This window comes from Acidihalobacter aeolianus (assembly GCF_001753165.1).
Lineage (GTDB): Bacteria > Pseudomonadota > Gammaproteobacteria > DSM-5130 > Acidihalobacteraceae > Acidihalobacter > Acidihalobacter aeolianus.
In genome coordinates, this window is the sequence record NZ_CP017448.1 from 2,370,694 (window position 1) to 2,394,457 (window position 23,764).

A 23,764-nucleotide genomic window follows, 5' to 3' on the forward strand; every position below is an offset into this window, starting at 1 on the left:
GACCTTCGCGCTAGCCTGCCAGAGCCAGCATCAACTGGTTCAGCCGCGACACGAAGCCGGCCGGATCTTCCAACTGCCCACCCTCGGCCAGCACGGCCTGGTCGAACAGCAGGCGTGCCCATTCGTCGAAGCGCGTGGCATCCTGCTCGGCACCCAGCCGGGCGACCATCGGATGGCCGGGATTGATCTCCAGCACCGGCTTGCTGCCCGGCATCTCGTGCCCGGCTTGCTTGAGCAGCTGCTGCATGTACAACGCCATGTCGTGTTCGCCGAGGACGATGCAGGCGGGCGAGCTGGTCAATCTATGCGATACGCGCACCGACTCGACCTTGTCGCCGAGCACGTCCTTGACGCGCGCAACCAGATCCTTGGCCTCGGTCTCGATCTCTTCCTGCGCCTTGCGTTCTTCCTCGGACTCGACGGCACCGAGATCGAGATCGCCCTTGGCGACCGACTGGAACTGCTTGCCGTCGAACTCATTCAAGTTACCCATCAGCCACTCGTCGACGCGGTCGTACATCAGCAGCACCTCGATACCCTTCTTGCGCAGCAGCTCGAGATGCGGGCTGTTCTTCGCCGCCATGAAGGAATCGGCGGTGATGTAGTAGATCTTGTCCTGTCCTTCGGGCATGCGCGCAATGTAGTCGCGCAGCGAAACCGTCTGCGTCTCGGTGTCGGTGTGCGTGCTGGCAAAGCGCAGCAGTCCGGCAATGGTTTCGCGGTTGGCGAAATCTTCTGCCGGCCCTTCCTTGAGCACGCGGCCGAATTCGTCCCAGAATTTCTGGTAATCCTCGGGGCGCTTCTCCGCCATGTCCTCGAGCATACCCAGCAGCTTCTTCACCGAGCCGGCGCGGATCTGTTCGATCACCCGGTTGTCCTGCAGGATCTCGCGCGACACGTTCAGCGGCAGATCGGCCGAATCCACCACGCCGCGCACAAAGCGCAGATAGCGCGGCATCAGGTGTTCTGCGTCGTCCATGATGAACACGCGCTGCACATAGAGCTTGAGACCATGGGTGTGATCGCGGTCCCACAGGTCGAACGGCGCCTTGGTCGGCACATACAGCAGGCTGGTGTATTCGAGCTTGCCCTCGACGCGGTTGTGGGTCCAGGCCAGGGGTTCGCCAAAGTCGTGGGCCACGTGCTTGTAGAAGGCCTTGTACTCGTCCTCGCTGATTTCCGACTTGGAGCGCTGCCACAGCGCGGAGGCCTTGTTCACGGTCTCCCATTCCTCGCCGGGCTTGCCTTCGTCGTCACGCTTGCGCATGCGGATCGGCAGCGGGACGTGGTCGGAATACTTGGTGACGATGCTGCGCAGGCGCCAGTCGTTGAGCAGATCCTCGCGCTCGTCCTCGCGCAGGTGCAGCACGATCTCGGTCCCTCGCTGCGGGACTTCCACGGTTTCGAGCGTATAGCTGCCGGTACCCTCGGATTCCCAGCGCACGCCATGCTCCGCGCCCATGCCTGCGCGACGCGTGGTCAGCACCACCCGGTCGGCGACGATGAACGCCGAATAGAAGCCGACGCCGAACTGACCGATCAGCCGGGTATCCTTGGCCTGATCACCGGTCAGCTGGCTGAAGAATTCACGTGTGCCGGACTTGGCGATGGTGCCGATATTGGCAACCACCTCGTCGCGATTCATGCCGATGCCGTTGTCGCGCACGGTCAGCGTGCCCGCCTCGGCGTCGAACTCGACATCCACCTGTAGATTGTTGTCGCCCTCGTACAAGGCGTCGTCGGTCAGTGCCTCGAAACGCAGCTTGTCGCAGGCATCCGAAGCATTGGAGATCAGTTCGCGAAGAAAGATCTCCTTGTTCGAGTACAGCGAGTGAATCATCAGCTTGAGCAGCTGATTGACTTCCGTCTGAAAGGCGAGCGTTTCCTTGGTTGAGCTGTTCATGCCTTCTCCCATTAAATCAGTGTCCCGGCCCCACCTCTCGGGTACCAGGACGATTTATGGGGGGAAATACGCGGATTTCAAGCTCAGGGCGATGCATGCCCCGGCAAAATGTGACATATTCCCGGCCGGCGCAGAAACAATCACACAAAAGAATCGGAGATCCGCATGGCAGACGGGGGCACCCCGCTCGGAGACGGCGCTCAGCGACAAGAAGCCCCTCCAGATGCCTTCGACCGCATCAAGCGCAGGATGGCGTTGCTGGGCATGTCGTGCGGCGGGATCGCCAGCCTCACCGCAGCCGTCCTCGTGCACCGCGTGGGTCTGTTCAACCCGGTCGACGCCCGCATCCTGCCACTGCTCGGCACGACGCTGCTGCTTCTCACCGTCGCCCTCTGGCGACGGCCGTTGCTGCTGCCGTGGATAGAACGTATCGCCTGGGGGCTGTTGACCGCCTATCTGCTGACGGCCCTTGCCTACAAGACGTTTCACTACCCCTTCGGCTCCGGGCCGCTCGGCGCCCGCAACTTTTGGTTTTTCCTGTCTTATCTGCTCGCTTTTCTGATCTGGTCGCCACGCAACGCACTGTTCGCCAGCCTGGCGGTCACGCTGGCACTGGTCATCCTCGCCCTGTGGACCGGAATCGCAACGGGCGGGCGCAACGTCTCGCTGCTGGCGTCGATGACCCAGCTCGTCGCCGCAAGCATCGTGTATATCTTCACGCACTTCAGCTTCGCGCAACTGAGGCCGCAGTATGCGCGCATGCGCACGCTGGCCTTTTCCGACCCGCTGACCGGCTGCGCCAATCGAAGGCGTGCCGAGGAACTGCTGGCGCATGAAGTCACCCGAGCCAAGCGCTACGGTCGTCCGCTGTCGGTGATCCTGTTCGATCTCGACCACTTCAAACAGGTCAACGACCAGCACGGCCACGCCATCGGCGACGCGGTGCTGCGCGCGGTGACTCACGCCGTACGCGAAGATCTGCGCACACTCGACCATTTGGCCCGCTGGGGAGGGGAGGAGTTTCTGATCATTGCGCCAGAAATCTCGCAGCCGCGTGCGCTGCAATTCGGCGAACGCTTACGCAAACGGATCAGTGTCCTGCGCGTCGGTGGCAGGGTACAACCGACAGCGAGCTTTGGCGTCGCCAGCTACCGCATAGGTGACACGGTCGACAACCTGGTGCAACGGGCGGATCGCGCCATGTATCTCGCCAAGAGTCTGGGTCGTAACCGGGTGGAACAGGAACGTCCGCAAACCGCGGCACAAACGAACGAGGCCCATGACGAACATCCCGCTGCAGAGACCGAAGACGATCAGCTAGCGCTGGAGGAATGAGCCTGAACTGTGGCACCCTCGTGCGCTAGAATCGCCCGCTTGACCCGCAACAGCCGGCTGTCCGTATCGGTCGCTCCGCCATAACCGCCCCAGCCATTCGAGGAAACCACACGATGGCACGGCACCACCAGCGCCCAGGGATTAGCACGACAGGCCTGGGCCACGGCGCGTGGACCGCTGCCCAGTGCTGCAGCCAAGGTGCCATAGCTGCGCACCTCACCCGTCGGGATCGCACATAACGCGGCCCACACGCGACGTTGGAATGGCGTGCCCAATGCTTCCGTCAGCGGCAGGTCGAAACCCTGTGCCGGGTCCTGGAGATAACGCTCGATCTGACTACGGCAGCGCTCCAGCAGCACCCTCTCCGTTGTCGTCAACGGACCACCTTCGGGGGTGACATCGCTTTCCGCAGTCAGCCAGTCCAGACCGGTCAGACGATCGCTTTCTGCATGCACGCCGAGCGTAGCCCAGGGCATCGGCAATGCACCGATCAGCCTTGAAGTCATAACGGGCTCGTGCATGTCAGGACCCACCGTTTGGATCGCAGCGTAGCGAGTTCAGGTACCGGCTGAGGCGTTCCCGTCCGACGCCTGCTTGCCCAGCTCCGCCAATTTCTGTTTAAGGAAGGCCACTCGGCCCGGGGCCTTGGTGCGCGCGAGAAGATCTCGGAGAATTCGACGCGCATCGCCTGTCAATCCGCCCTTCGCAAGCACCTGCGCCGCATTGTAACGCGCTGTCTGACCCCACTGGTCGTAGGACTGCTGACCGCCGGCCGTTGCGGAATCGAGATACTGCCGGGCTGCTTCGCGATAATGGCCCATCGCCTGATAGGATTCTCCCTCCCAGAACAGCACCTCTCGGCGTTGCTGGGAGTCGTTCAGGTGCGGTAGTAGTGCCTGGAACAAAGCAATGGCCTGAGTGTTGAGCTTGAGCGACTGAAGATTGAACAACACCTGCATCAGACGGTCGGCCTGCGTCTTGTCGATGTTCTTACTGCCGTCGATCAGGTGCTTGAGCTGGGCCACACCATCATCCGGTTTGCCACCAAGGATCAACACCCGCGCCACTCGCAACGACCAATCGAAGGCATTTTCGCCCGGCGGGGCCTGATTGACACCCACCATCAGCCTGGCGGCCAGCTTCAAATCATGTCGGTCAACCGCATCGTTGGCGAGCACCAGACGTACAGGTACCGGCAATGCTTCGAGTTTGGGAAAGGTCTTGGGAGCGGTGAGGAACAGGCGGTCGACCAGTTGCGTGCCATTCGGCTCGGCAAGCAGCGCCGTCAGTAGCCAACGAAATCCGGTCATACGCCCTTGCGGCGTCTGCCCAGTCAGCGCCAACATCGCGTTATAGGCCCGCGCCTGCAGGGCTTGCCCTGCCTTGCCCGCGGCACCTGCCGCCTTTTCCCAGGCGGTGTCATCGCCGAGCAGGATGCGGTTGCGATTGCCCAAGGCTTCGCCTTCCTCGCGATAGGTCGCCCACAACGTATCACCGTCGTATGGCAACAACGGGCTCATCGGCACACTGGGCGCAAGGGCAAGATAGTGCTCCAGTGCCCGCATCGCGGCTGGCCAGTCTTGCAATTGCAGTGCGGCGGCAGCCGATACCGCCCACAAACGTGCAGCAGCCGTTTGCACAACGCCCTTGGCCTGCGCGGCATCCATCGCCTCCTGCTCGATCTTGGCGGCAGGCAGGGAACCGGCCTTCAAACTGGCCAACAGAAACAGCCAGCGTGACGCGCTGTTCCCCGACTTCAACAGGGCCAACGCGTAGCGCGGCTCGCCGACGCGCAGCCAGACGCGCGACATGACCTCGCGTTCGCGATTGTCCGTAAGCGGGTAATCGGCCTGATACTGCAGCAAGGCCAGACGTGCGTCGTCGGCCTGGTCGCTTTCCAGGTAGGCCTCGATCAGGAGACGCCGCCACAATCGGACGGAAGAGTCGGCAGGGATGGCGCCGCCCCCCCAGAGGAGATCCAGCAAGGTGCGGCGAGCTTCCTTGCCACGATGCAGCTTCAGCCAGGCGCGGGCTGCGTCCGTCTGCAGGGCGTCGCGCGCATCCGCAGCAAGCGAAGAGGGCAGTTGCCGCGCCTCATCGGCAATTTCCTGCCATCGTCCGGCGCGCGTGAGCAGTTCGAATTTAAGCTGCTCCCACTGCAGCCAGCGCTTGGAATGTTGTGCGTAGGGAGGTTGCCCGGCGTGGATGGAGGCCAAGGCGAGGTCGACTGCCCCTGCCTGCGCATAGGCCTTCACCTGCGAGAACGCAGCCGTGCTGCCCTCCAAGGGCTGCGCGGCTGCGACCGGTTTCTGATCCGCCAGTACGGCCGTACCCGGCGCCAGCAGGGCCAGCAGCCCCCAGGCGACAAGCCACGTCCGGGCAGAGCGTCCGAAGCGGCAGAAAAACCGCGACACATCCCGCATCATGGGACGTGCGCGCATCGAATCAGAGCTTTTCCTTGATTCGAGCGGCCTTGCCGGTACGTCCACGCAGGTAGTACAGCTTGGCGCGACGGATATCGCCGCGGCGCTTCACGCTGATCTCTGCAATGCTCGGGCTGTGCGTCTGGAACACACGCTCGACGCCTTCGCCGTGAGAGATCTTGCGTACCGTGAAGGCCGAATTAAGACCGCGGTTGCGCTTGCCGATGACCACGCCCTCGAAGGCCTGCAGACGCTCGCGGTTGCCTTCCTTGACCTTGACCTGGACGACGACAGTGTCGCCCGGTCCAAAGTTCGGCACTTCGCTCTTCAACTGCTCGGTTTCGAGCGCCCTGATAATCTCGTTCATCACTTCAATCCTCGACATTAATCCTTGCGTACCGCCTCAGCGGCCGCACGCTCGGCCAGATATTCATCCAGCAAACCCCGGTCGGCCTCCGAGATCGCTGCCTTCTGCAGCAAGTCCGGGCGGCGTTCCCACGTTCTTCCCAGCGACTGCTTGCGCCGCCAGCGGGCAATCTCCGCATGATGGCCCTGCAACAGCACACCCGGCACCGTCAATCCGTCCACGACCTCGGGTCGGGTATAGTGCGGGCAGTCGAGCAGGCCATCCTGAAACGAATCCTGCTCGGCCGACTCACTGTCGCCCAACACGCCGGGCAACAGCCTGGCAATCGCATCGACCATCACCATCGCCGCGAGTTCGCCACCGCTGAGGACATAGTCTCCGATGGACCATTCCTCATCGACCTCAAGCTCGATCAAGCGTTCGTCGATGCCTTCGTAACGCCCGGCCAGGAGGGTCAGATCTCCTCCTGCTGCAAACCTTCCAACTGCCGCCTGATCCAGCCGCCGTCCCTGAGGACTCAGATGGATCACCCGGCCTGCGCCATCCGCTCTGGCCGCATGGATGGCACGGCGTATCGGCTCCACCTTCATGATCATTCCCGGGCCACCGCCATAGGGCCGATCATCCACCGTACGGTGGCGGTCCTCGGTATAGTCGCGCGGGTTCCAGGTCCGCAGGTCCAGAAGCTTCCGCTCGACGGCCCTGCCCAGTACCCCATAACGCCCTATTCCGGCTACCCACTCCGGAAACAGGCTGACGACATCTATACGCATGGCCGTCTAGAAATCAGCATCCCAATCGACCTGCATGCGGCCAGCCGATAGATCAATCTCCCGTACCACATCCGGCCGCAGAAACGGGATCAGGCGTTCGCGTTCGCCGCGCACTACCATCACGTCGTTCGCCCCGGTCTCGATCATCCGTTCAATCGTGCCGAGAGGTTTCCCGTCCTCACCAACGACGTGTAGACCGATCAGATCGGCCCAGTAGTACTCGCCTTCAGGCAGTGACTCCAGCGCCTGCCGTGGAAGGGCCACCTCGCTACCGCGCAGGGCGTCCGCCTGGTCGCGGTCGCCGATGCCCTCGAAACGGACGAGTAGTATCGGCCCGCCATGTTCCCGCGCTTCCGCCACCCGGCGTTCGCGCCACTTGCCTTCGCTCCCCACCTGCCAGGTGAGGTAGTCCAGCAGCATGCCGGGCGGCTCGGCGTAGGAATGCACCTTGACCCAGCCCTTGATACCGAAAGGCGCGGATACCCGCGCCATGATCACCCGGTCCGGCATGTTAGCCGGCGCTTCAGGCAGCCGACTTGCGCGCTTCCTTGAGCAACTGCGCGACGCGCTCGCTGGGCAGCGCGCCCTGGGCCAGCCAGTGCTCGACCCGCGGGGCATCCATCTGCAGGCGCTGTTCCTGACCGCGCGCGACGGGGTTGAAAAACCCCAGGCGCTCGATATAGCCGGAATCACGCCGACCGCGGGAGTCGGTCACAACGATGTGGTAGAACGGGCGCTTCTTGGCGCCGCCTCGGGCCAGTCGAATCGTTACCATGTAGTCCTAGTCCTGACGCTAATGCTTGGGGTATAAGCAGCCGTACAACGCACGGACTGCTACCGGGCCGGCAATTTTACGCGATTTGGGGCAAAAGTGAAGTGGAAACGCCACTTCGCTTCAGAACGGCATCCCGCCACCGGGCATGCGGCCCTTCATCGCACGCATCATCTTGGCCATGCCTCCGCCCTTGGAAAACTTCTTCATCGCCTTGCGCATCTGCAGATGCTGCTTGAGCAGACGGTTCACATCCTGCACCTCTGAACCCGAACCGACCGCAATCCGTCGCTTGCGCGAGCCCTTGATGATGTCGGGGAAACGCCGCTCCTCGAGGGTCATGGAATCGATGATCGCCATCATCCGCCTGACCTGGCCATCGTTGGCCTGATTCTTCACCCCGGCCGGGAGCTGGCCGGCACCCGGCAGCTTGTCCAGCAGGCCGGCAATCCCCCCCATCTTGAGCATCTGCTCCAACTGATCGCGCAGATCGGCCAGATCAAAACCTTGCCCCTTCTGCACCTTGCGCGCCAGCTTGGCAGCCTTCTCCTGATCGAGGCTGCGCTGCGCCTCTTCGACCAGCGAGACCACGTCGCCCATGCCGAGAATGCGCGAGGCGATGCGCTCCGGATGAAACGGCTCCAGCGCCTTGGTCTTTTCGCCCACGCCGAGGAACTTGATCGGCTTGCCGGTCACCGTGCGCACCGACAGCGCGGCGCCGCCACGGGCGTCGCCGTCCGCCTTGGTGAGCACCACGCCGGTCAGCGGCAGCGCATCGCCGAAGGCCTTGGCCGTATTGGCGGCGTCCTGGCCGGTCATCGCGTCGACCACGAAGAGGGTCTCGACGGGATTCAGCGCGGCATGCAGCCGGCGAATCTCGTCCATCATCTCCGCATCGACGTGCAGGCGGCCCGCGGTGTCCACGAGCAACACATCGCGATGCTGGCGGCGCGCATGATCCACCGCGGCGCGAGCGATGGCAACGGGGTCCTGATCCGCCTGACTGGGATAGAAATCGACCTCGACCTCGCGCGCAAGCGTCTCGAGCTGCTTGATCGCCGCCGGACGGTACACGTCGCAGCTGACCACGGTCACCGACTTGCCGCGCTCCTCGCGCAGCCAGCGCGCCAGCTTGCCCACTGTGGTGGTCTTGCCGGCACCCTGCAAACCGGCCATCAGCACGATGGCGGGAGGCTGGGCATGGAGATCGAGGGCCGCGTTCGCGGTGCCCATGGCGGCGACCAGTTCGTCGTTCACCACCTTGATGAAGGCCTGCCCCGGGGTCAGACTGCGGATGACCTCCTGGCCGACAGCGCGTTCGCGTACCGCGTCGATGAAGGACTTGACGACCGGCAGGGCGACGTCCGCCTCGAGCAGCGCCATGCGCACCTCGCGGAGGGCATCCTTGATATTGTCCTCGGTGAGCCGCGCCTGCCCGCGCAGACGCTGTATCGTGCCGGCAAGGCGTTCGCTCAGGCTATCGAACATGGGAAGCTCTCTAATTCGTACGAACCGGCATTATAAGGCCTGTTCAACGCCTGACCAGAGGCTGCCTCCCCGCTTCACCTGCCGGTCCAAGATGTGTAACTATGCTGACTATTTCAGCATCGCCTGACATACACTTCGCCGATCATGCAATTAGCGCTCGCCCTGCCAGCCATTTTCCTCTACCTGATCTGCACTCAGCAGATCTGGCGGCGCCTGCGTAGCCGCGCGGCCGGCGTGCAGATACCCTGCGGGCGCGATATCGCCCTGCTGTGGATCGGCGCCCTGGTGCTGCATGCCCTGGCCATCTATACCGGCATCGTCACACCTCAAGGCATCACCCTGGGGATCTCCCATGCCTTCTCGCTGGTCGGATGGCTGGTTGCCCTGATCGTGCTCATTGCCCTGCACTCCAGCCCCGTAGAAAACCTGGGACTGATCCTGCTGCCCTTTGCGGCGCTGACCCTTGCCGCCGAATCGATCTTCCCAGGCACGCGCGTGCTCGACCGGCCGGGCGACCTGTTGCTGGCGACGCACATCTTCATTTCACTGCTCGCCTACAGCCTGTTCCTGATCGCAGCACTGCAGTCCGGCGTGCTGTGGCTGCAGGACCGCCAGTTGCGCAATCATCGCCCGGGCGCCTTGTTGCGTGCCCTGCCGCCCCTGGAACATACGGAGAGCGTGTTATTCCAGATCATCGGCCTCGGCTTTACCCTGCTCACCGTCGCCATCGTCAGCGGCTTTGTCTACGTCAGCGAATTCCCCGCCTCGCTGCACCCCCAGCAAATCATCCTGTTTACGATTTTCCTGAGCTCCTGGGTGATCTTCGCCACCCTGCTCCTGGGTCGCTGGCGTTTCGGCTGGCGTGGACGGATCGCCATCCGCTGGACGCTCAGCGGCTTTTTCGTCCTGCTCCTGGCCTATCTCGGCACGGAAATCGCAGTGACCTTGCTTGCATGATGCCGCCGTGGGCGCTTGACAGCCCCGCGAAAGCCCTCGTGTAATGCCAACATATCCATAATCGCCATAACGGATTCGCTTGAACCACGCCGACCTGGGCCTCCTCGGCCTCATCCTGTTTGCGCTCGTGCTGCTCTCCGCATTCTTCTCCGGCTCGGAGACTGCACTGATGTCGCTCAACCGCTACCGCCTGCATCATCTGGCAGAGAGCGGGCACCCCGGCGCGATGCGGGCGCAGCGGCTGCTCGCCAAACCGGATCGGTTGATCGGGCTGATCCTGCTCGGCAACAACTTCACCAACATCGTCATCACCCAGCTCGCGACCTACCTAGGCTATGCGCTGTTCAGCGAGGCTGGCATCGCCATCGCCACCGGCGTGCTGACCCTCGCACTGCTGATCTTCGCCGAGGTGGCGCCCAAGACCCTCGCCGTGCTGCATGCCGAGCGGATCGCCTTTCCTGCCGCCTACATCTACGTGCCGCTGCTCACGCTCGCGTACCCGTTGGTCTGGCTGGTCAATCTGATGGCGAACTCGATCCTGCGTCTGGTCGGCGTCTCCGCCGATGAAGTGGATGCGCAACCGATGAGCCGCGAAGAGCTGCGCAGCGTGATGAATCAGGCCAGCGGCCTGATTCCGCGCCGCCATCAGAAGATGCTGCTCAGCCTGCTCGATCTGGACAAAGTGACAGTCGAGGACATCATGGTCCCGCGCAACGAGGTCATCGGTCTCGATCTGGGCGAGGACTGGGACAAGATCGTGGATCAGCTTGCGCACACACCGTATACCCGTCTGCCCGCCTTTCACGGCGACATCGACCGCGTGGTCGGCATCATCCATATCCGCCGGGTCTTTCAGTTGGAGCAGCAGGGGCAGCTCGACCGCGAGCATCTGGTCGCGCACCTGCGCGAGCCCTATTTCATCCCGGAGGGCACCACGCTGAACCAGCAGCTGCTGCGCTTCCAGTCGGAACGCCGCCGCATCGGACTGGTGGTCGACGAATACGGCGACATCCAGGGGTTGGTAACGCTAGAGGACCTGCTCGAAGAGGTCGTGGGCGAATTCACCACCGACCCCACGGCGCATAACAAGGACATCCTCCCGCAGGAGGACGGCAGCTACATCATCGACGGCGCGACGCATATCCGCGACATCAACCGATCGCTCGGCTGGCGTTTGCCGACGCGCGGCCAGCGCACCCTCAACGGCCTGCTGCTGGAACATCTGGAGATGATCCCGGAACCCGGCACCACGGTGCTCATCGAGGGACACCCCATCGAAGTGGTGCAGATCAAGAACAACGCGATCCGTACCGCGCGGGCGCGACCGCGCCTGCCCAACTACCGACCGCAACGCCCGGAACGCTGAGATGGCCAAACCGAAAGTCGTCTATCAGTGCAGCGCCTGCGGCGGCCAGTCGCCCAAATGGGGCGGGCAATGCCCCGATTGCGGGGCCTGGAACACACTGATCGAAACGGCGGTCGCGACTCCACAGGCGACCGCCGCCCCCGCCCGCTTTGCCGGCTACGCCGGACCGCAGAGCGTACGCTCGCTGGGCGAGGTCGAATTGCGCGAGGCGCCGCGCGCGCCCACCGGGTTGGGCGAACTCGACCGCGTACTCGGCGGCGGCCTCGTAGACGGCTCGGTGGTGCTCATCGGCGGCGACCCGGGCATCGGCAAGTCCACCCTACTGCTGCAGACTCTGTCGCTGCTGGAAACCCAGCCGGCGCTTTACGTGACCGGCGAGGAATCCCTGCAGCAGGTCGGCCTGCGCGCTCAGCGCCTCGGCCTCAACGTCTCTGCCCTGCGCCTGCTCGCCGAGACCTGTGTGGAGCGTGTGCTGGCCGCGGCGAACGCCGAAAACCCGCGCGTGCTGGTCATAGACTCCATTCAGACGCTCTATTCCGAAGCCCTGTCCTCGGCACCCGGCTCGGTCGGCCAGGTACGCGAGAGCGCGGCGCAACTGGTGCGCTATGCCAAGCAAACCGACACCGCGATCTTCATCGTGGGGCATGTGACCAAGGAAGGCGCCCTGGCCGGTCCGCGGGTGCTCGAACACATGGTCGACACGGTGCTGTACTTCGAGGGCGATCCGGGACAGCGCTACCGGGTCATGCGCGCGGTCAAGAACCGTTTCGGCGCGGTCAACGAACTCGGCGTGTTCGCGATGACCGAAGGCGGGCTGAAGCCGGTCGCCAACCCGTCGGCCATCTTCCTCTCGCGCCACCCGGAACCCGTGGCCGGCAGCGTGGTGATGGTCACGCGCGAGGGCACTCGTCCGCTTCTGGTCGAGGTCCAGGCGCTGGTCGACGAAAGCCGTCAGGCCTCGCCGCGCCGGGTCACCGTGGGTCTGGAGCAGAACCGGCTGGCCATGCTGCTCGCCGTACTGCACCGCCACGGCGGACTTGCGCTGTTCGACCAGGACGTATTCGTGAACGTGGTGGGCGGGGTGCGTGTGGGTGAGACTGCGGCAGATCTCGCCGTACTCTGCGCGGCGCTGTCGAGCTTCCGCGACCGACCGATCCCGGGCGACCTTGTGATCTTCGGCGAAGTGGGGCTTGCCGGCGAGATCCGCCCCGTCCCGAACGGCGAGGAGCGGCTGCGCGAGGCAGCCAAGCATGGCTACGCCCAGGCCATCGTGCCCCAGGCAAACGCCCCGAAACGCCCTATCCCCGGCATGCAGGTACACGCCGTCAACCGGCTGGCCCAGGCCCTGGACCAGCTGGGCTGAAACGTCTGCCTACCGCCTAATCCAGATCGGCGGCCAGCGAGCTGACGGTATCCGCCGGTAGGCTGTCGATCGAACGCTCGAAACCCGGATAGTCGATACCCATGCCGAGCATCCCTCCAGCCTTGGCCGCCACGACCATTTCCGGTGTCAGTTCGAAACGCAGGAAATGCACGGTTGAGGTCTTTTCCTCGGTCTCGCGGTCAAGGTCCTCGTCGGCAATGGCATACACACGATCCATGTCGCCCACCCGAACCCAGACATGATCCTCCACGCCGATGAGCCTAGCTAGGGCCGCCTGACGTTCGTCGGCGTCCGTATACTCGATCATGAAGGTCGCCTTCCAGTTGCTGCCGTCGGGAATCAGCGGGTTGTAGGCCTCGAGTTCCTCCTCGATGCCCGCGGCCTCGAAGATGCGTTCGGCACGGAGAATCTCCTGAATCTGGTACTGCATGGTCAGGCGATCCTCGAAATACAAGGCGGCGTGCTCGCCGAGTGCTACGCGGCGCGGACGCTTGTGCGCCATGACGCGCGCACGAAACTCGGGGCGCACCTCGGCGTAACGTTCCAGAGAATACAGGTCGGACCGGGTCAGCTTTTGCATGGCTTACGCTCCCACGAATCGGGCCGGGTTCGGGTAAAATCCGGCTGATACCGCGGCGCGAACGCCGCGGCGGTGACTTTAAGAGAAACCCCTGAAACGGGCGGTGGGCTACAGACCGTAGGCCATTCGCAACAGGGTCAATGGATGCTCGGGCGGCTTGTCGCCTTCAATGCCGTTTTCAATCTGATGACCGGCCATCGGGCAATCGCTCGAATAGTGATCGGCCTCGGCCTTCTGCACCCGGCTGATCACTGGCTGGCAGATCTTCATCGAGATCTCGTGATACTCGCTTTTCACGGCGTAGGTACCATCGTGACCAGAACAGCGTTCGATCGGGTCGATCTTGGTTTCCGGAATCAATTCGAGCAATTCACGCGTCTTCATGCCGATGTTCTGCACCCGCAGGTGACAGGCAACGTGATAGGCGATCTTGCCCAGCGAGCTCTTGAAATCGGTTTTCAGCAAACCGTCGCGATGGCGCAGCATCAGGTATTCGAAGGGATCGAAAATATGTTCGCGCACCTTGGCGACCTCCGGGTCGTCCGGGAACATCAGCGGCAGCTCCTGCTTGTACATGAGGACGCAAGAGGGCACCGGGGCAACGATGTCCCAACCCTCGTCGATCATGCGGGCGAGCACCGGGATGTTGGCCTCCTTGGCCTCGCGAACGGCCTCCAGATCCCCAAGCTCGAGCTTGGGCATGCCGCAACACTGTTCCTTCTCAGCCAGTGTGAGCACGATGCCGTTGTGGTCGAAGACCTTGTACAGATCCTCGGCGAGATGTGGTTCGTTATAGTTGCCGTAACAGGTCGCATAGAGCGCGACCTTGCCGCGCGTGCGTCCTGCAGCCACCGGCTCTGTGGCCGAGGCGGCAAAGTGTTCGACTCTCTTGCGGCCCGTATTGCTGTGATACTCGGGCAATGCCGCATCTGGGTGGATACCCATCGACTTGTCCAGCATCTTGCGGAACGCAGGGTTGCGGTTGGCGCTGTTGACCATGTCCGCAACCACTGGGATGCCTGCCAGCTTGCCCACCGCATCGGTCGAACTGATCATCTTGTCGCGAGGCTTGGCATTGCCTTCGCGGTATTTCACCGCCTTGGCGCGAAGCATCAGGTGGGGAAAGTCCAGGTTCCACTCGTGCGGCGGCACGTAGGGACACTTGGTCATGTAGCACAGGTCGCACAGATAGCAGTGATCCACGACCTGCCAGAAATCGGCCTTGTCCACACCGTCAACTTCCATCGATTCTGATTCGTCGACGAGGTCGAAAAGCGTGGGGAAGGAGTGACATAGGCTGACGCAGCGCCGGCACCCGTGGCAGATGTCGAAGACCCGCTCCATCTCGGCGAACAGGGATTCCTGGTCGTAAAACGACGGCGACTGCCATTCCACGGGATGGCGGATCGGCGCCTCCAGACTGCCTTCCTTACGCCCTTCGGCCGGTGTAGACATCTATCGGGTCTCCTCGTGTTTATTTTTCGGTTGCTGTGCGCATCGCAGGCGTACGGTCGCGACAAAATCGGGGCCGCCCAGACAGGCGACCCCGTCAGGCATTACGCCATGTCGTCCAGAGCCTTCTGGAAGCGGTTGGCGTGCGAACGCTCGGCCTTGGCGAGGGTCTCGAACCAGTCGGCAATCTCGTCGAAACCTTCTTCACGCGCGGTCTTGCCCATGCCCGGGTACATGTCGGTGTACTCGTGGGTCTCGCCCGCGATCGCAGTCTTCAGGTTCAATTCGCTAGTGCCGAAAGGCAGGCCCGTGGCTGGATCGCCGCACTGCTCCAGGTATTCCAGATGGCCGTGGGCATGGCCGGTCTCACCTTCCGCGGTGGAGCGGAAAACGGCTGCCACGTCATTCTGGCCTTCGACATCGGCCTTGGCTGCGAAATAAAGGTAACGGCGATTGGCCTGCGATTCGCCCGCGAAGGCGTCCTTGAGGCTCTGTTCGGTCTTGCTGCCTTTGAGTTCCATGATGCAACAACCTCCAACTGTGGGTGGATAGGGGCTCACGTACCGGACGCATTCCGTCCGTTCGACGCGAGGACAAATTTAGACTAAGTCTAAAACACAGTCAACCCCGCCTCCGGATTATGGACCGCATTGCCCTCGCTGGCACACTGGGGTAGTTTAGCTGGCTTGATTTTACTCAGGTCGAAGCACCCACAAGATGAGTCCCAAGAGCAAGAAGATCGATTTCGAGAAAACCCTGGCCGAGCTCGAGGCCCTGGTCGAGCGCATGGAACAGGGCGAACTCTCCTTGGAGGACTCCTTAAAGGAATTCGAGCGCGGCATCGCCCTGACGCGTGGCTGCCAACAGGCACTCGCCGACGCCGAGCTGCGTGTGCGACAGCTTTCCGCCGATGGGTCCGAATCCGTCCCAAACGGACTTGGACAGGACGAAGGAAAACCCGACGATGCCCAGTGAAACCGAGGGTTTGATGGAGCTATGGCGTCAGCGCACAGAAGCTGCGCTCGACCACTGGCTGCCCTCGGCCAACATGTTGCCGACCAAGATGCATGAAGCCATGCGCTATGCCGCGATGGGCGGTGGCAAGCGAATCCGCCCCCTCCTCGTCTATGCGGCCGGACATGCGCTCGGTACGGCTCCCGAAGCCCTTGACGGCGCCGCGGCGGCGGTCGAGCTGATCCATGTCTACTCGCTGATCCACGACGATCTACCAGCGATGGATGACGACGACCTGCGCCGCGGCAAGCCCACCTGCCACCGCGCCTTCGACGAAGCGACCGCCATTCTCGCCGGCGATGCCATGCAGGCCGTGGCCTTTCATATCCTGGCCACGGCGCCGGAGTTCACCTGCAGCGCGGAAACACGCCTGAGCATGATCGAAACGCTGGCGCAAGCGGCCGGCTCGCGTGGGATGGCGGGTGGACAGGCCATCGACCTCGACGCCGTAGGACGTGAACTCAGCATCGCGGAACTGGAAAACATGCACATTCACAAGACAGGTGCACTGATCCGCGCCAGCATTCGCCTGGGAGCACTCGCTGGGGATGCCGGTGAAGGCGAGGCCCTGGAAGCGCTGGACCGCTATGCCAAGTGCATCGGCCTGGCCTTCCAGATCCGCGACGACATTCTCGACGTCGAGGGCGAAACCGAAACACTGGGCAAAACCCAGGGCGCAGACATCGCACGCGGCAAGCCGACCTTTCCCAGCCTGCTGGGCATGAGCGAGGCGAAAGCGCGGGCTCAGGCCCTATATGAAGAGGCCATCGAGGCCATCGCCGCTCTGCCTGAGACGGCCGAGCCGCTACGCTGGATCGCCGGCTACATCGTCAACCGTATCCACTAGACCGCGATGGGCGCAAACTGTAACGGTCGTATCCGCTAACTCACGAGCATGCCCCACACCTTACTCGACCGCATCGCCAGCCCTGCCGACCTGCGCACCCTGGATGGGGCGCAGCTGGAACGACTGGCGGACGAACTACGCGATTTCCTGCTCCACAGCATTTCGTCCACGGGCGGGCACCTCGCCGCCAACCTGGGCACGGTCGAACTGACCATTGCACTGCATCGGGTGTTCAATACCCCCGAAGACCGGCTGGTGTGGGACGTGGGCCACCAGGCCTATGCCCACAAAATACTGACGGGGCGCCGCGAGGCCATGGGCGGGCTTCGGCGTAAGAATGGCATTGCCGGCTTTCCCCGGCGCACCGAGAGTCCTTACGACACCTTCGGCGTCGGGCATTCGAGCACCTCGATCAGTGCCGCCTTGGGCATGGCGCTGGCCGCCCAACGGCAGCAATCCGAACGTAAGGCCATCGCCGTCATCGGCGACGGCGCGCTGACTGCCGGCATGGCCTACGAGGCGCTGAATCATGCAGGTGGCCTGGGCGCCGACCTGCTGGTCGTGCTCAACGACAACGACATGTCGATCTCGCCCAACGTCGGCGCGATGTCGAATTACCTGACCAGCCTGTTGTCGTCACCCATCTATTCGACCTTGCGCCAGGGCGGCAAGGAGATTCTCAAGCATCTACCCCCGGTATGGGAAATGGCCCAACGCACGCGTGAGCACCTGCGCGGCATGATCATGCCGGGCACGCTGTTCGAGGAGATGGGCTTTCGCTACTTCGGACCGGTGGACGGACACGACCTCGGCACCCTGATCAAGACCCTGGACAATCTGCGCCAGATCAAGGGCCCTCGCCTGCTGCATGTCGTCACCCGCAAGGGACAGGGCTACCGTCCGGCCGAAGAGGACCCCGTGGCCTATCACGGCGTGAGCCGCTTCGACCCCGAACACGGCATCGTCAAACCCACGGCCCCTCCGGCGCCTAGCTACACACAGATCTTCGGCCAGTGGCTGTGCGACATGGCGGCTCGCGACGAGCGTCTGATGGCCATTACCCCGGCCATGCGCGAGGGCTCCGGGCTCGTGGCCTTCTCGGAACAGTTCCCCGAACGCTATTTCGATGTCGCCATCGCCGAACAGCATGCGCTGACGCTGGCCGCAGGCATGGCCTGCGACGGTCTCAAGCCGGTAGTCGCGATCTATTCCACCTTCCTGCAGCGGGCCTACGACCAGCTTATTCACGATATCGCCCTGCAGAACCTGCCTGTCCTGTTCGCCATCGATCGCGCCGGCGTAGTCGGTCCGGACGGCCCCACACATGCCGGCAGCTTCGACCTCAGCTACCTGCGCTGCATACCCAATATGCTGATCATGGCGCCCGCGGACGAAAACGAGTGCCGCCAAATGCTCTACACCGGCTTCTGTCACGACGGTCCGGCTGCGGTGCGCTACCCCCGAGGCCAGGGTCCCGGCGCAACGGTCGAACATGCCATGACGGCGCTGCCGGTCGGCCGAGGCGAGATCATACGTGAAGGTCGGGAGGTCGCCCTGCTGTGTTTCGGCAGCCTGCTCTCCGCCGCACTGGCTGCCGCCGAACACCTCGACGCTACGATCGTCAACATGCGCTTCGTGAAGCCGCTCGACGAGGCCCTGATTGACGAACTGTCTGGTCGTCACCGGCTGCTGGTGACCATCGAGGACAACGCCGTCGCCGGCGGCGGCGGCAGCGCGGTCAACGAATATTTGGCCACACGCAACAGCCGCCCTGCGCTGCTTAACCTGGGACTGCCGGATCGTTTTCTCGAGCATGCCTCGCGCGATGAGCTTCTCGCCGAAAGCGGGTTGGATGTCGCGGGTATCGAACGCCAGGTCAGGGCGCGGCTGGAACTGGTCAGGCCGGCTTCGGTTGCCCGGCAGAATGCGATCCGGTAATATCCTACCAATTAGATCAGGTAAACGCATGCCCGCCAAATACACGCTGACCGTGCTCACCGACTTCGCCGCCGCGCATACCCTGCGCGGTTATCCTGGCGACTGCAGCCGTATGCACGGACACAACTGGAAGCTCGAGGCCGAGGTCCAGGCCACGGCCCTGGACGATGTCGGCATGGCGGTGGACTTCAAGGTGATCAAGCAGGCCGCGCGCGAAATCGCCGGCGAGCTGGATCACCACTACCTCAACGACCTGCCGGCCTTCGCACGCGTCAACCCCACAGCCGAGCAGATCGCGGCCTACATCTACCAGCGTCTTGGCGAACGTCTCAATACCGGGCAGGTACGCGTTAGCGCAGTGACCCTGTGGGAAACCGAACGCGCCTGCGTCCGCTACAGCGAGGAAGCATGAATCACATGAGCCCGCCCAAGGCACGCGACAATCGCGAGATGCCGGACGTCCAGTCCGCCGCGGACGATCGTCGCATCCGCATCGATCAGGTCGGCATCAAAGGACTGCGCCACCCCGTGCGCATTGCGCTGGACGACGGTGAAGCGCCACAGGCGACAGTGGCTACGGTAGACATGCTGGTGGACCTTCCTGCCGACCGCAAGGGCACCCACATGTCGCGTTTCGTCGCCCTGCTCAACGAGTCCGAGGACGCACTGGACATTGCTTCCTTCGAACGTCTGCTCAAGGCCATGAGCGAGCGTCTGGATGCGCGGAGTGGGCGTATCGAGCTGAGCTTCCCCTACTTCGTACGCAAGTCCGCTCCGGTATCCGGGGTCCCCAGCCTGCTAGACTATGACGTCGCCATCATCGGCGACATAGACCATGAGCGGGTCGCGCTCACCCTGCGCATCGTCGTGCCCGTCACCAGTCTGTGCCCCTGCTCTCGCGATATTTCGGCTTACGGCGCGCACAACCAGCGCTCGCACATCACCTTGACGGTTAGGCTGGCAGGTCCCGTCTCGGTACGCAGGCTGATTCAGATCGCCGAAGAAGAGGCCTCCTGCGAATTGTTCGGTCTGCTCAAGCGGCCGGACGAAAAGTTCGTCACCGAACGCGCCTACGACAATCCCAAGTTCGTCGAGGATGCCGTACGCGACGTCGCCGCCCGCCTGGATGCCGAGCCCGGTATCGCGGCCTATATCGCGGAATGCGAGAACTTCGAGTCCATCCACAATCATTCGGCCTACGCACGCATCGAGCGCGACAAGTCCTGAACGACTTCCACTACGACTGAACGAAGAGGCCCCGGCTCACCGGGGCCTCTTCGTTTCACTTGGGCGAGTAACGGCCGATGAGTGCAGCTTTATCCCGCCGCGGACAACGCCGGCTGGAACGACTCGAGCACCGAGCGCGCACCATGCGCAGGCATCGGCAAGCCCATCGGATTCTGTGCATGCACCCACACCTGCTTGTCGACCTGCTGCACGTAGATGCGGAAATGCACGCCGTGGAACAGCACCGGTCCGCCATCGAACATATTGCTCATGAACCCGCCACTTCCTTTCTGGCTCTTGCCGACATAGGTCACCTGATAGGTGCCCTTGGCGCGGTCGTGAGCATCGATCAGGTAGTTGCTGTGCAACAGTGCGACAGCCACCTCAGGCCAGGCCACGGAGAACGGCGCGCTGGTCACCAGCACCGGCTCCTGACTTTCGTCAACGATGCGATAGGTCGCCTTGGCCACCCCGGTCTGCTGCTGTGCCTGATGCAATGCCGTCACACTCTGCTGCATTTCGGACTGTTGCTGGGCAGCAGTGATCTTGGCAGCGGCCGCCTGGCGATGCGGGCCGATCATGCCACCGCGGATCATCTCCAGGATCCCTTGAGCGCCCCCAGTTTCCACGGGCAGCATCATCGGGTTGTCCGCCTCGACCTGAACACCGCCCTTGTGGTGTTTCACGGCAATGATGAATTTGGCACCCTTGCTCAGCACGGCACCCGGACCAAACAGGTTCCCAAAGTAGCCATTATCGTCGTGGCCTTCGAAGGTGACGTGATACAACCCCTTGCCTTCATCGGCCTTGTCGACGACAAAGTTCACCCGTTGCAGCGCGGTGCCGATCTGTGCCCAAGCGGTCGTAAAGGGCAAGGCGCTGCGCATCACCGGTTGTTCGTTCACGTCCAGAATCTTGTAGTCCGCTGGATCGGTATGCATCCCGGATGCAACAGACGGCGACGTGCTCCCTGCTGAGACAGGCGCAGCGCCGGTGTGGGCAACACTGGTGGGACCTGCCGAAGCTGCCGGGGCAGTTGCTCCGGGAGCCGGCATGGCCGACAACTGGGCATGAGGAATATGTGACGCGAGGTAATTCATCAAAGCCTGCAGTTCAGTCGCTTCCTTGCCGGGAGTCGGCTTGGCCCACTGCCAATGCATGGCACCCGAACCGATTTTTTCTTCAATCGCGCCCTGATAGCTGAGATACACCAGACTGGCGGCCCCATCGTGGTCGCTGACCAGGCGGATAACCAGACGCTCGCGCGTGCCCGAATCGTATAACCCACTGAACAGACGCCCCGTCAGTCCCTTGGGCACACCATACTTGCCATCCCGCCAATCGGTACGTATCACACCGGTCTTGGCGTCGGTCTCGGTCAACTTGAAACCCACGGACTTGCAGTACGCTACAAGGTAAGGCCACACGGCGTCTGGCACTGCCTGCACGGTCAACCAGTGATTATCACCCTGATTAACCAGATGGATACCGACAGCCGTGGGAACGACGCCGGCCTGTGGCGGCGGCACCGAGGCTACACCCGGTTTGGCAACTGACGGCGCGGGCTGTGTGGTCGCTGCCGCCGCCCCCGGAGCCGGGCCAAGGCCCTGAGCGGATGGTACGGCGTAGGTGGAAGACGTCTTAGGCGCCATCAGGTTGGGTGGTACGGCCAACGCCTGCGTGGCGGCATTCTCGGAATAAGCGGGGCCCGGATGGCCGCCAAACCAGGAACATCCACCCAACCCCAAGGCGAGGGTGGCCATCGTCACGGTCGTACGCAAAGGCTTAGACATTGACGGCATCCCCCGCAAAAGCGATGCCGGCCTGGGCCAGTGCGGCACGCACGGGTTCTCTGTACTGTTCGGACAACACGGTCAACGGCAAACGGATTCCCTCCTGGATCAGGCCCATGGCGAACAGGGCCCATTTGACGGGTATCGGATTGGATTCGAGAAATAAGGCCCGGTGCAGCGCTTCCAGCGGTGCATTCAAGGCCGCAGCGGCCACTGCGTCACCTCGGCAAGCAGCCTCACTCATCTCATGCATAGCGCGCGGAGCCACATTGGCAGTGACCGAAATCACGCCTTCCCCGCCGGCCAGCATCAAGGCCATGGCCGTGGCGTCATCACCACCATAGACGTTCATGCGTCCACCGCAGCGCGCGATCAGTTCACGACCGCGATCGATGCTGCCAGTGGCATCCTTGATACCGACGATGTTGGCGATGTCGGCAAGACGATCGACCGTATCGGGCAGCATGTCGACAGCCGTACGCCCCGGCACGTTGTAGAGAATTTGCGGAATCGGCACGGCCTCGGCGATCGTTCGGTAGTGCCGGTAAAGACCTTCCTGCGTCGGCTTGTTGTAGTAGGGAGTGACCAGGAGGCAGGCATCGGCACCGGCGTTCTGCGCACAGCGCGTCAGCTCGATCGCCTCCGAGGTGGAATTGGCGCCGGTACCCGCGATGATGGGTATCCGGCCACCGACCAATTCGACGACCCTGGCAATGACCGCACAGTGTTCGTCCATATCGAGCGTCGCCGATTCGCCGGTAGTGCCGACGGCTACGATGGCATCCGTACCCTCGCGGATGTGGAATTCGATCAACCTCGCGAAGGCTTCGTCGTCGACGGACCCATCGAGATTCATGGGCGTGACGATCGCCACCATACTGCCGTGAAACATGCTTCACCCCTGCCAGGGAACAAACGATCATAGTACTTTCGCCCGACCGGAGTGACAAGCTGCCAGGAGATCGCTCCGGCACATTTCGTGAGCCTCGCGGACCTGTTAATCTTGCCTGGAAAGGAGGGCGCACAAACGCCTGGGCACCGCCACCAAATCGAGGCCGGCATGAGGCCGCAGCACACTGAGGATAGATTGAACACGCATCTGGTAATCTCGGCCATCGGCGAGGACCGGCCTGGTATCGTCGAGGCCGTGGCCGGCGCCATCCACGATGCCGGCTGCAACCTGGAAGACAGCCGCATGACGGTACTGGGCGGCGCCTTCGCCATGGTGCTCCTGGCCAGCGGCAACTGGAACACGACCACCAAACTCGAAAAGGCCCTCGACCGGCTGGGCCAGGCCACCGGGCTGACCATCACCACGCAGCGAACCGAGCGCAAGCCACCGCGCAGCGACCGTTTGCCCTACGCGATCGACGTCATCTCGCTCGACCAGCCCGGCATCGTTCACGAACTGGCGAGCTTCTTCGCCGAACGCGGCGTGAACATCCAGAACATGACCACCACCACCTACGCCGCCCCTCACACCGGCTCGCCGATGTTCTCCCTGCACATGACCATTGAGATTCCGGGTCAGGCGCATCTCGCTGCCCTGCGCGACGAATTCCTAGATCTGTGCGACGGCTTCAATCTCGACGGCATCATGGAGCCGGTCAAGCATTGATCCCCGCCCCACCACTCAAATCAGGAGCGACACCATGAGCACGACGCCCGCCATTGGCGAGCCCGTCCCCGGCTTCCGCTGCCCGTCCACTGCGGGTAACACCTTCGACTTCGCAACCCTGCGCGGAACCAGCGCGCTGGTGCTCTACTTCTACCCGCGCGACAGCACCCCCGGATGCACGCGCGAGGGCGAGGGTTTTCGCGATCTCTACGCACAGTTCCAGGATGCGGGCGCTGAAATCCTGGGCGTGTCGCGCGACAGCCTGGCCTCTCACGAGCGTTTCCGCGCCAAGCTGGGCCTGCCCTTCCATCTGCTTTCCGACGGGGACAGCAGCCTGTGCAACCAGTTCGCGGTGATCAAACCCAAGAACATGTACGGCAAGCAGGTCGTCGGCATCGAACGCAGCACATTCCTGATCGACCGCGAAGGCGTACTCAGATCCGAGTGGCGCAAGGTCAAGGTACCCGGCCATCCGGAAGCGGTCCTTGAGGCACTCAAGCAGATCCAGCAATAGCTCCCGGAGGATA

General features: G+C 63.0%; 24 protein-coding genes. 11 read left to right on the plus strand and 13 right to left on the minus strand.

From position 1 onward, the window contains the following. Window positions 1–10: 10 nt before the first annotated feature. Window positions 11–1,915, minus strand: coding sequence for a molecular chaperone HtpG (htpG, locus tag BJI67_RS10870; protein WP_407922802.1), 1,905 nt, complete (start codon window positions 1,913–1,915; stop codon window positions 11–13). 153 nt (window positions 1,916–2,068) lie between these two features. Between htpG and BJI67_RS10875 the strand changes: the two genes are divergently transcribed. Then, window positions 2,069–3,238, plus strand: a complete 1,170-nt coding sequence (locus tag BJI67_RS10875) for a GGDEF domain-containing protein (protein ID WP_070073045.1) — start codon at window positions 2,069–2,071, stop codon at window positions 3,236–3,238. On the opposite strand, the gene BJI67_RS10880 is transcribed toward BJI67_RS10875, so the two are convergent. The 7 genes from BJI67_RS10880 to ffh form a co-directional block, all read right to left on the minus strand. Beyond that, window positions 3,217–3,759 carry a methylated-DNA--[protein]-cysteine S-methyltransferase gene (locus BJI67_RS10880; protein ID WP_083250823.1) on the minus strand — a complete coding sequence of 181 codons (543 nt, stop codon included), beginning with the start codon at window positions 3,757–3,759 and terminating at the stop codon, window positions 3,217–3,219. The genes BJI67_RS10875 and BJI67_RS10880 overlap by 22 nt on opposite strands. 36 nt (window positions 3,760–3,795) lie before the next feature. Then, a complete protein-coding gene (locus tag BJI67_RS10885) occupies window positions 3,796–5,679 on the minus strand; it encodes a tetratricopeptide repeat protein (RefSeq protein WP_070073047.1) in 1,884 nt (627 codons plus the stop codon). Between the two features lie 4 nt (window positions 5,680–5,683). Next, the gene (gene rplS / locus BJI67_RS10890) at window positions 5,684–6,028 is read right to left on the minus strand and encodes a 50S ribosomal protein L19 (RefSeq protein ID WP_070073048.1); all 345 of its coding nucleotides are present in this window, start codon (window positions 6,026–6,028) and stop codon (window positions 5,684–5,686) included. Between the two features lie 17 nt (window positions 6,029–6,045). Next, window positions 6,046–6,801, minus strand: coding sequence for a tRNA (guanosine(37)-N1)-methyltransferase TrmD (gene trmD / locus BJI67_RS10895; protein WP_070073049.1), 756 nt, complete (start codon window positions 6,799–6,801; stop codon window positions 6,046–6,048). A 6-nt stretch (window positions 6,802–6,807) separates the two neighbouring features. After that, on the minus strand, window positions 6,808–7,293 hold the full coding sequence (gene rimM / locus BJI67_RS10900; protein ID WP_231940844.1) for a ribosome maturation factor RimM: 486 nt from the start codon (window positions 7,291–7,293) through the stop codon (window positions 6,808–6,810). 31 nt (window positions 7,294–7,324) lie between these two features. Then, the gene (rpsP, locus tag BJI67_RS10905) at window positions 7,325–7,576 is read right to left on the minus strand and encodes a 30S ribosomal protein S16 (RefSeq protein WP_070073051.1); all 252 of its coding nucleotides are present in this window, start codon (window positions 7,574–7,576) and stop codon (window positions 7,325–7,327) included. 120 nt (window positions 7,577–7,696) lie between these two features. Next, window positions 7,697–9,061, minus strand: a complete 1,365-nt coding sequence (ffh, locus tag BJI67_RS10910) for a signal recognition particle protein (protein WP_070073052.1) — start codon at window positions 9,059–9,061, stop codon at window positions 7,697–7,699. Window positions 9,062–9,205: 144 nt separating this feature from the next. On the opposite strand from ffh, the gene BJI67_RS10915 reads away from it, so the two are divergent. The 3 genes from BJI67_RS10915 to radA all read left to right on the plus strand — a co-directional run bounded on the left by BJI67_RS10915 (window position 9,206) and on the right by radA (window position 12,747). After that, the gene (locus BJI67_RS10915) at window positions 9,206–10,018 is read left to right on the plus strand and encodes a cytochrome C assembly family protein (RefSeq protein ID WP_070073053.1); all 813 of its coding nucleotides are present in this window, start codon (window positions 9,206–9,208) and stop codon (window positions 10,016–10,018) included. 79 nt (window positions 10,019–10,097) lie between these two features. Then, window positions 10,098–11,384, plus strand: coding sequence for an HlyC/CorC family transporter (locus tag BJI67_RS10920; protein WP_070073054.1), 1,287 nt, complete (start codon window positions 10,098–10,100; stop codon window positions 11,382–11,384). A 1-nt stretch (window position 11,385) separates the two neighbouring features. After that, window positions 11,386–12,747, plus strand: coding sequence for a DNA repair protein RadA (gene radA / locus BJI67_RS10925; RefSeq protein WP_070073055.1), 1,362 nt, complete (start codon window positions 11,386–11,388; stop codon window positions 12,745–12,747). Between the two features lie 16 nt (window positions 12,748–12,763). Here radA and BJI67_RS10930 read toward each other — a convergent pair whose 3' ends face one another. From BJI67_RS10930 to BJI67_RS10940, 3 genes are all read right to left on the minus strand, one after another. Then, window positions 12,764–13,348, minus strand: coding sequence for a DUF3501 family protein (locus BJI67_RS10930; protein ID WP_070073056.1), 585 nt, complete (start codon window positions 13,346–13,348; stop codon window positions 12,764–12,766). 108 nt (window positions 13,349–13,456) lie between these two features. Further along, entirely contained in the window at window positions 13,457–14,803 is a 1,347-nt protein-coding gene (locus BJI67_RS10935; RefSeq protein WP_070073057.1) for a heterodisulfide reductase-related iron-sulfur binding cluster, read from the minus strand. A 101-nt stretch (window positions 14,804–14,904) separates the two neighbouring features. Next, complete coding sequence (locus tag BJI67_RS10940) at window positions 14,905–15,321, minus strand: rubrerythrin family protein (RefSeq protein WP_070073058.1); 417 nt, start codon at window positions 15,319–15,321, stop codon at window positions 14,905–14,907. 196 nt (window positions 15,322–15,517) lie between these two features. On the opposite strand from BJI67_RS10940, the gene BJI67_RS10945 reads away from it, so the two are divergent. Genes BJI67_RS10945 through folE2 form a run of 5 tightly spaced genes read left to right on the plus strand, consistent with a single transcriptional unit; the run spans window position 15,518 to window position 19,826 of the window. Beyond that, a complete protein-coding gene (locus BJI67_RS10945) occupies window positions 15,518–15,775 on the plus strand; it encodes an exodeoxyribonuclease VII small subunit (protein ID WP_070073059.1) in 258 nt (85 codons plus the stop codon). Continuing rightward, window positions 15,765–16,661 carry a (2E,6E)-farnesyl diphosphate synthase gene (ispA, locus tag BJI67_RS10950; protein WP_070073060.1) on the plus strand — a complete coding sequence of 299 codons (897 nt, stop codon included), beginning with the start codon at window positions 15,765–15,767 and terminating at the stop codon, window positions 16,659–16,661. Before BJI67_RS10945 ends, ispA begins: the two co-directional genes overlap by 11 nt. Window positions 16,662–16,709: 48 nt before the next feature. Continuing rightward, window positions 16,710–18,599, plus strand: a complete 1,890-nt coding sequence (gene dxs / locus BJI67_RS10955; RefSeq protein WP_070073061.1) for a 1-deoxy-D-xylulose-5-phosphate synthase — start codon at window positions 16,710–16,712, stop codon at window positions 18,597–18,599. A gap of 28 nt (window positions 18,600–18,627) precedes the next feature. Further along, window positions 18,628–19,011 carry a 6-carboxytetrahydropterin synthase QueD gene (gene queD / locus BJI67_RS10960; RefSeq protein WP_070073062.1) on the plus strand — a complete coding sequence of 128 codons (384 nt, stop codon included), beginning with the start codon at window positions 18,628–18,630 and terminating at the stop codon, window positions 19,009–19,011. 5 nt (window positions 19,012–19,016) lie between these two features. Next, window positions 19,017–19,826: a GTP cyclohydrolase FolE2 gene (gene folE2 / locus BJI67_RS10965; RefSeq protein WP_197513404.1), complete on the plus strand. Its 810-nt coding sequence runs from the start codon at window positions 19,017–19,019 to the stop codon at window positions 19,824–19,826. 89 nt (window positions 19,827–19,915) lie between these two features. Here the strand turns inward: folE2 and bamC are convergent, their stop codons facing one another. Together bamC and dapA are read right to left on the minus strand one after the other, a co-directional pair. Beyond that, window positions 19,916–21,619 (minus strand): outer membrane protein assembly factor BamC, encoded by a 1,704-nt coding sequence (gene bamC / locus BJI67_RS10970; RefSeq protein ID WP_197513039.1) that lies wholly within the window; start codon window positions 21,617–21,619, stop codon window positions 19,916–19,918. Beyond that, window positions 21,612–22,511: a 4-hydroxy-tetrahydrodipicolinate synthase gene (gene dapA / locus BJI67_RS10975; protein WP_070073065.1), complete on the minus strand. Its 900-nt coding sequence runs from the start codon at window positions 22,509–22,511 to the stop codon at window positions 21,612–21,614. The genes bamC and dapA overlap by 8 nt, the downstream gene beginning before the upstream one ends. Window positions 22,512–22,679: 168 nt before the next feature. Between dapA and BJI67_RS10980 the strand changes: the two genes are divergently transcribed. Together BJI67_RS10980 and BJI67_RS10985 are read left to right on the plus strand one after the other, a co-directional pair. After that, on the plus strand, window positions 22,680–23,237 hold the full coding sequence (locus BJI67_RS10980; RefSeq protein ID WP_070074102.1) for a glycine cleavage system protein R: 558 nt from the start codon (window positions 22,680–22,682) through the stop codon (window positions 23,235–23,237). Between the two features lie 34 nt (window positions 23,238–23,271). Further along, entirely contained in the window at window positions 23,272–23,751 is a 480-nt protein-coding gene (locus BJI67_RS10985) for a peroxiredoxin (protein WP_070073066.1), read from the plus strand. Window positions 23,752–23,764: the final 13 nt, after the last annotated feature.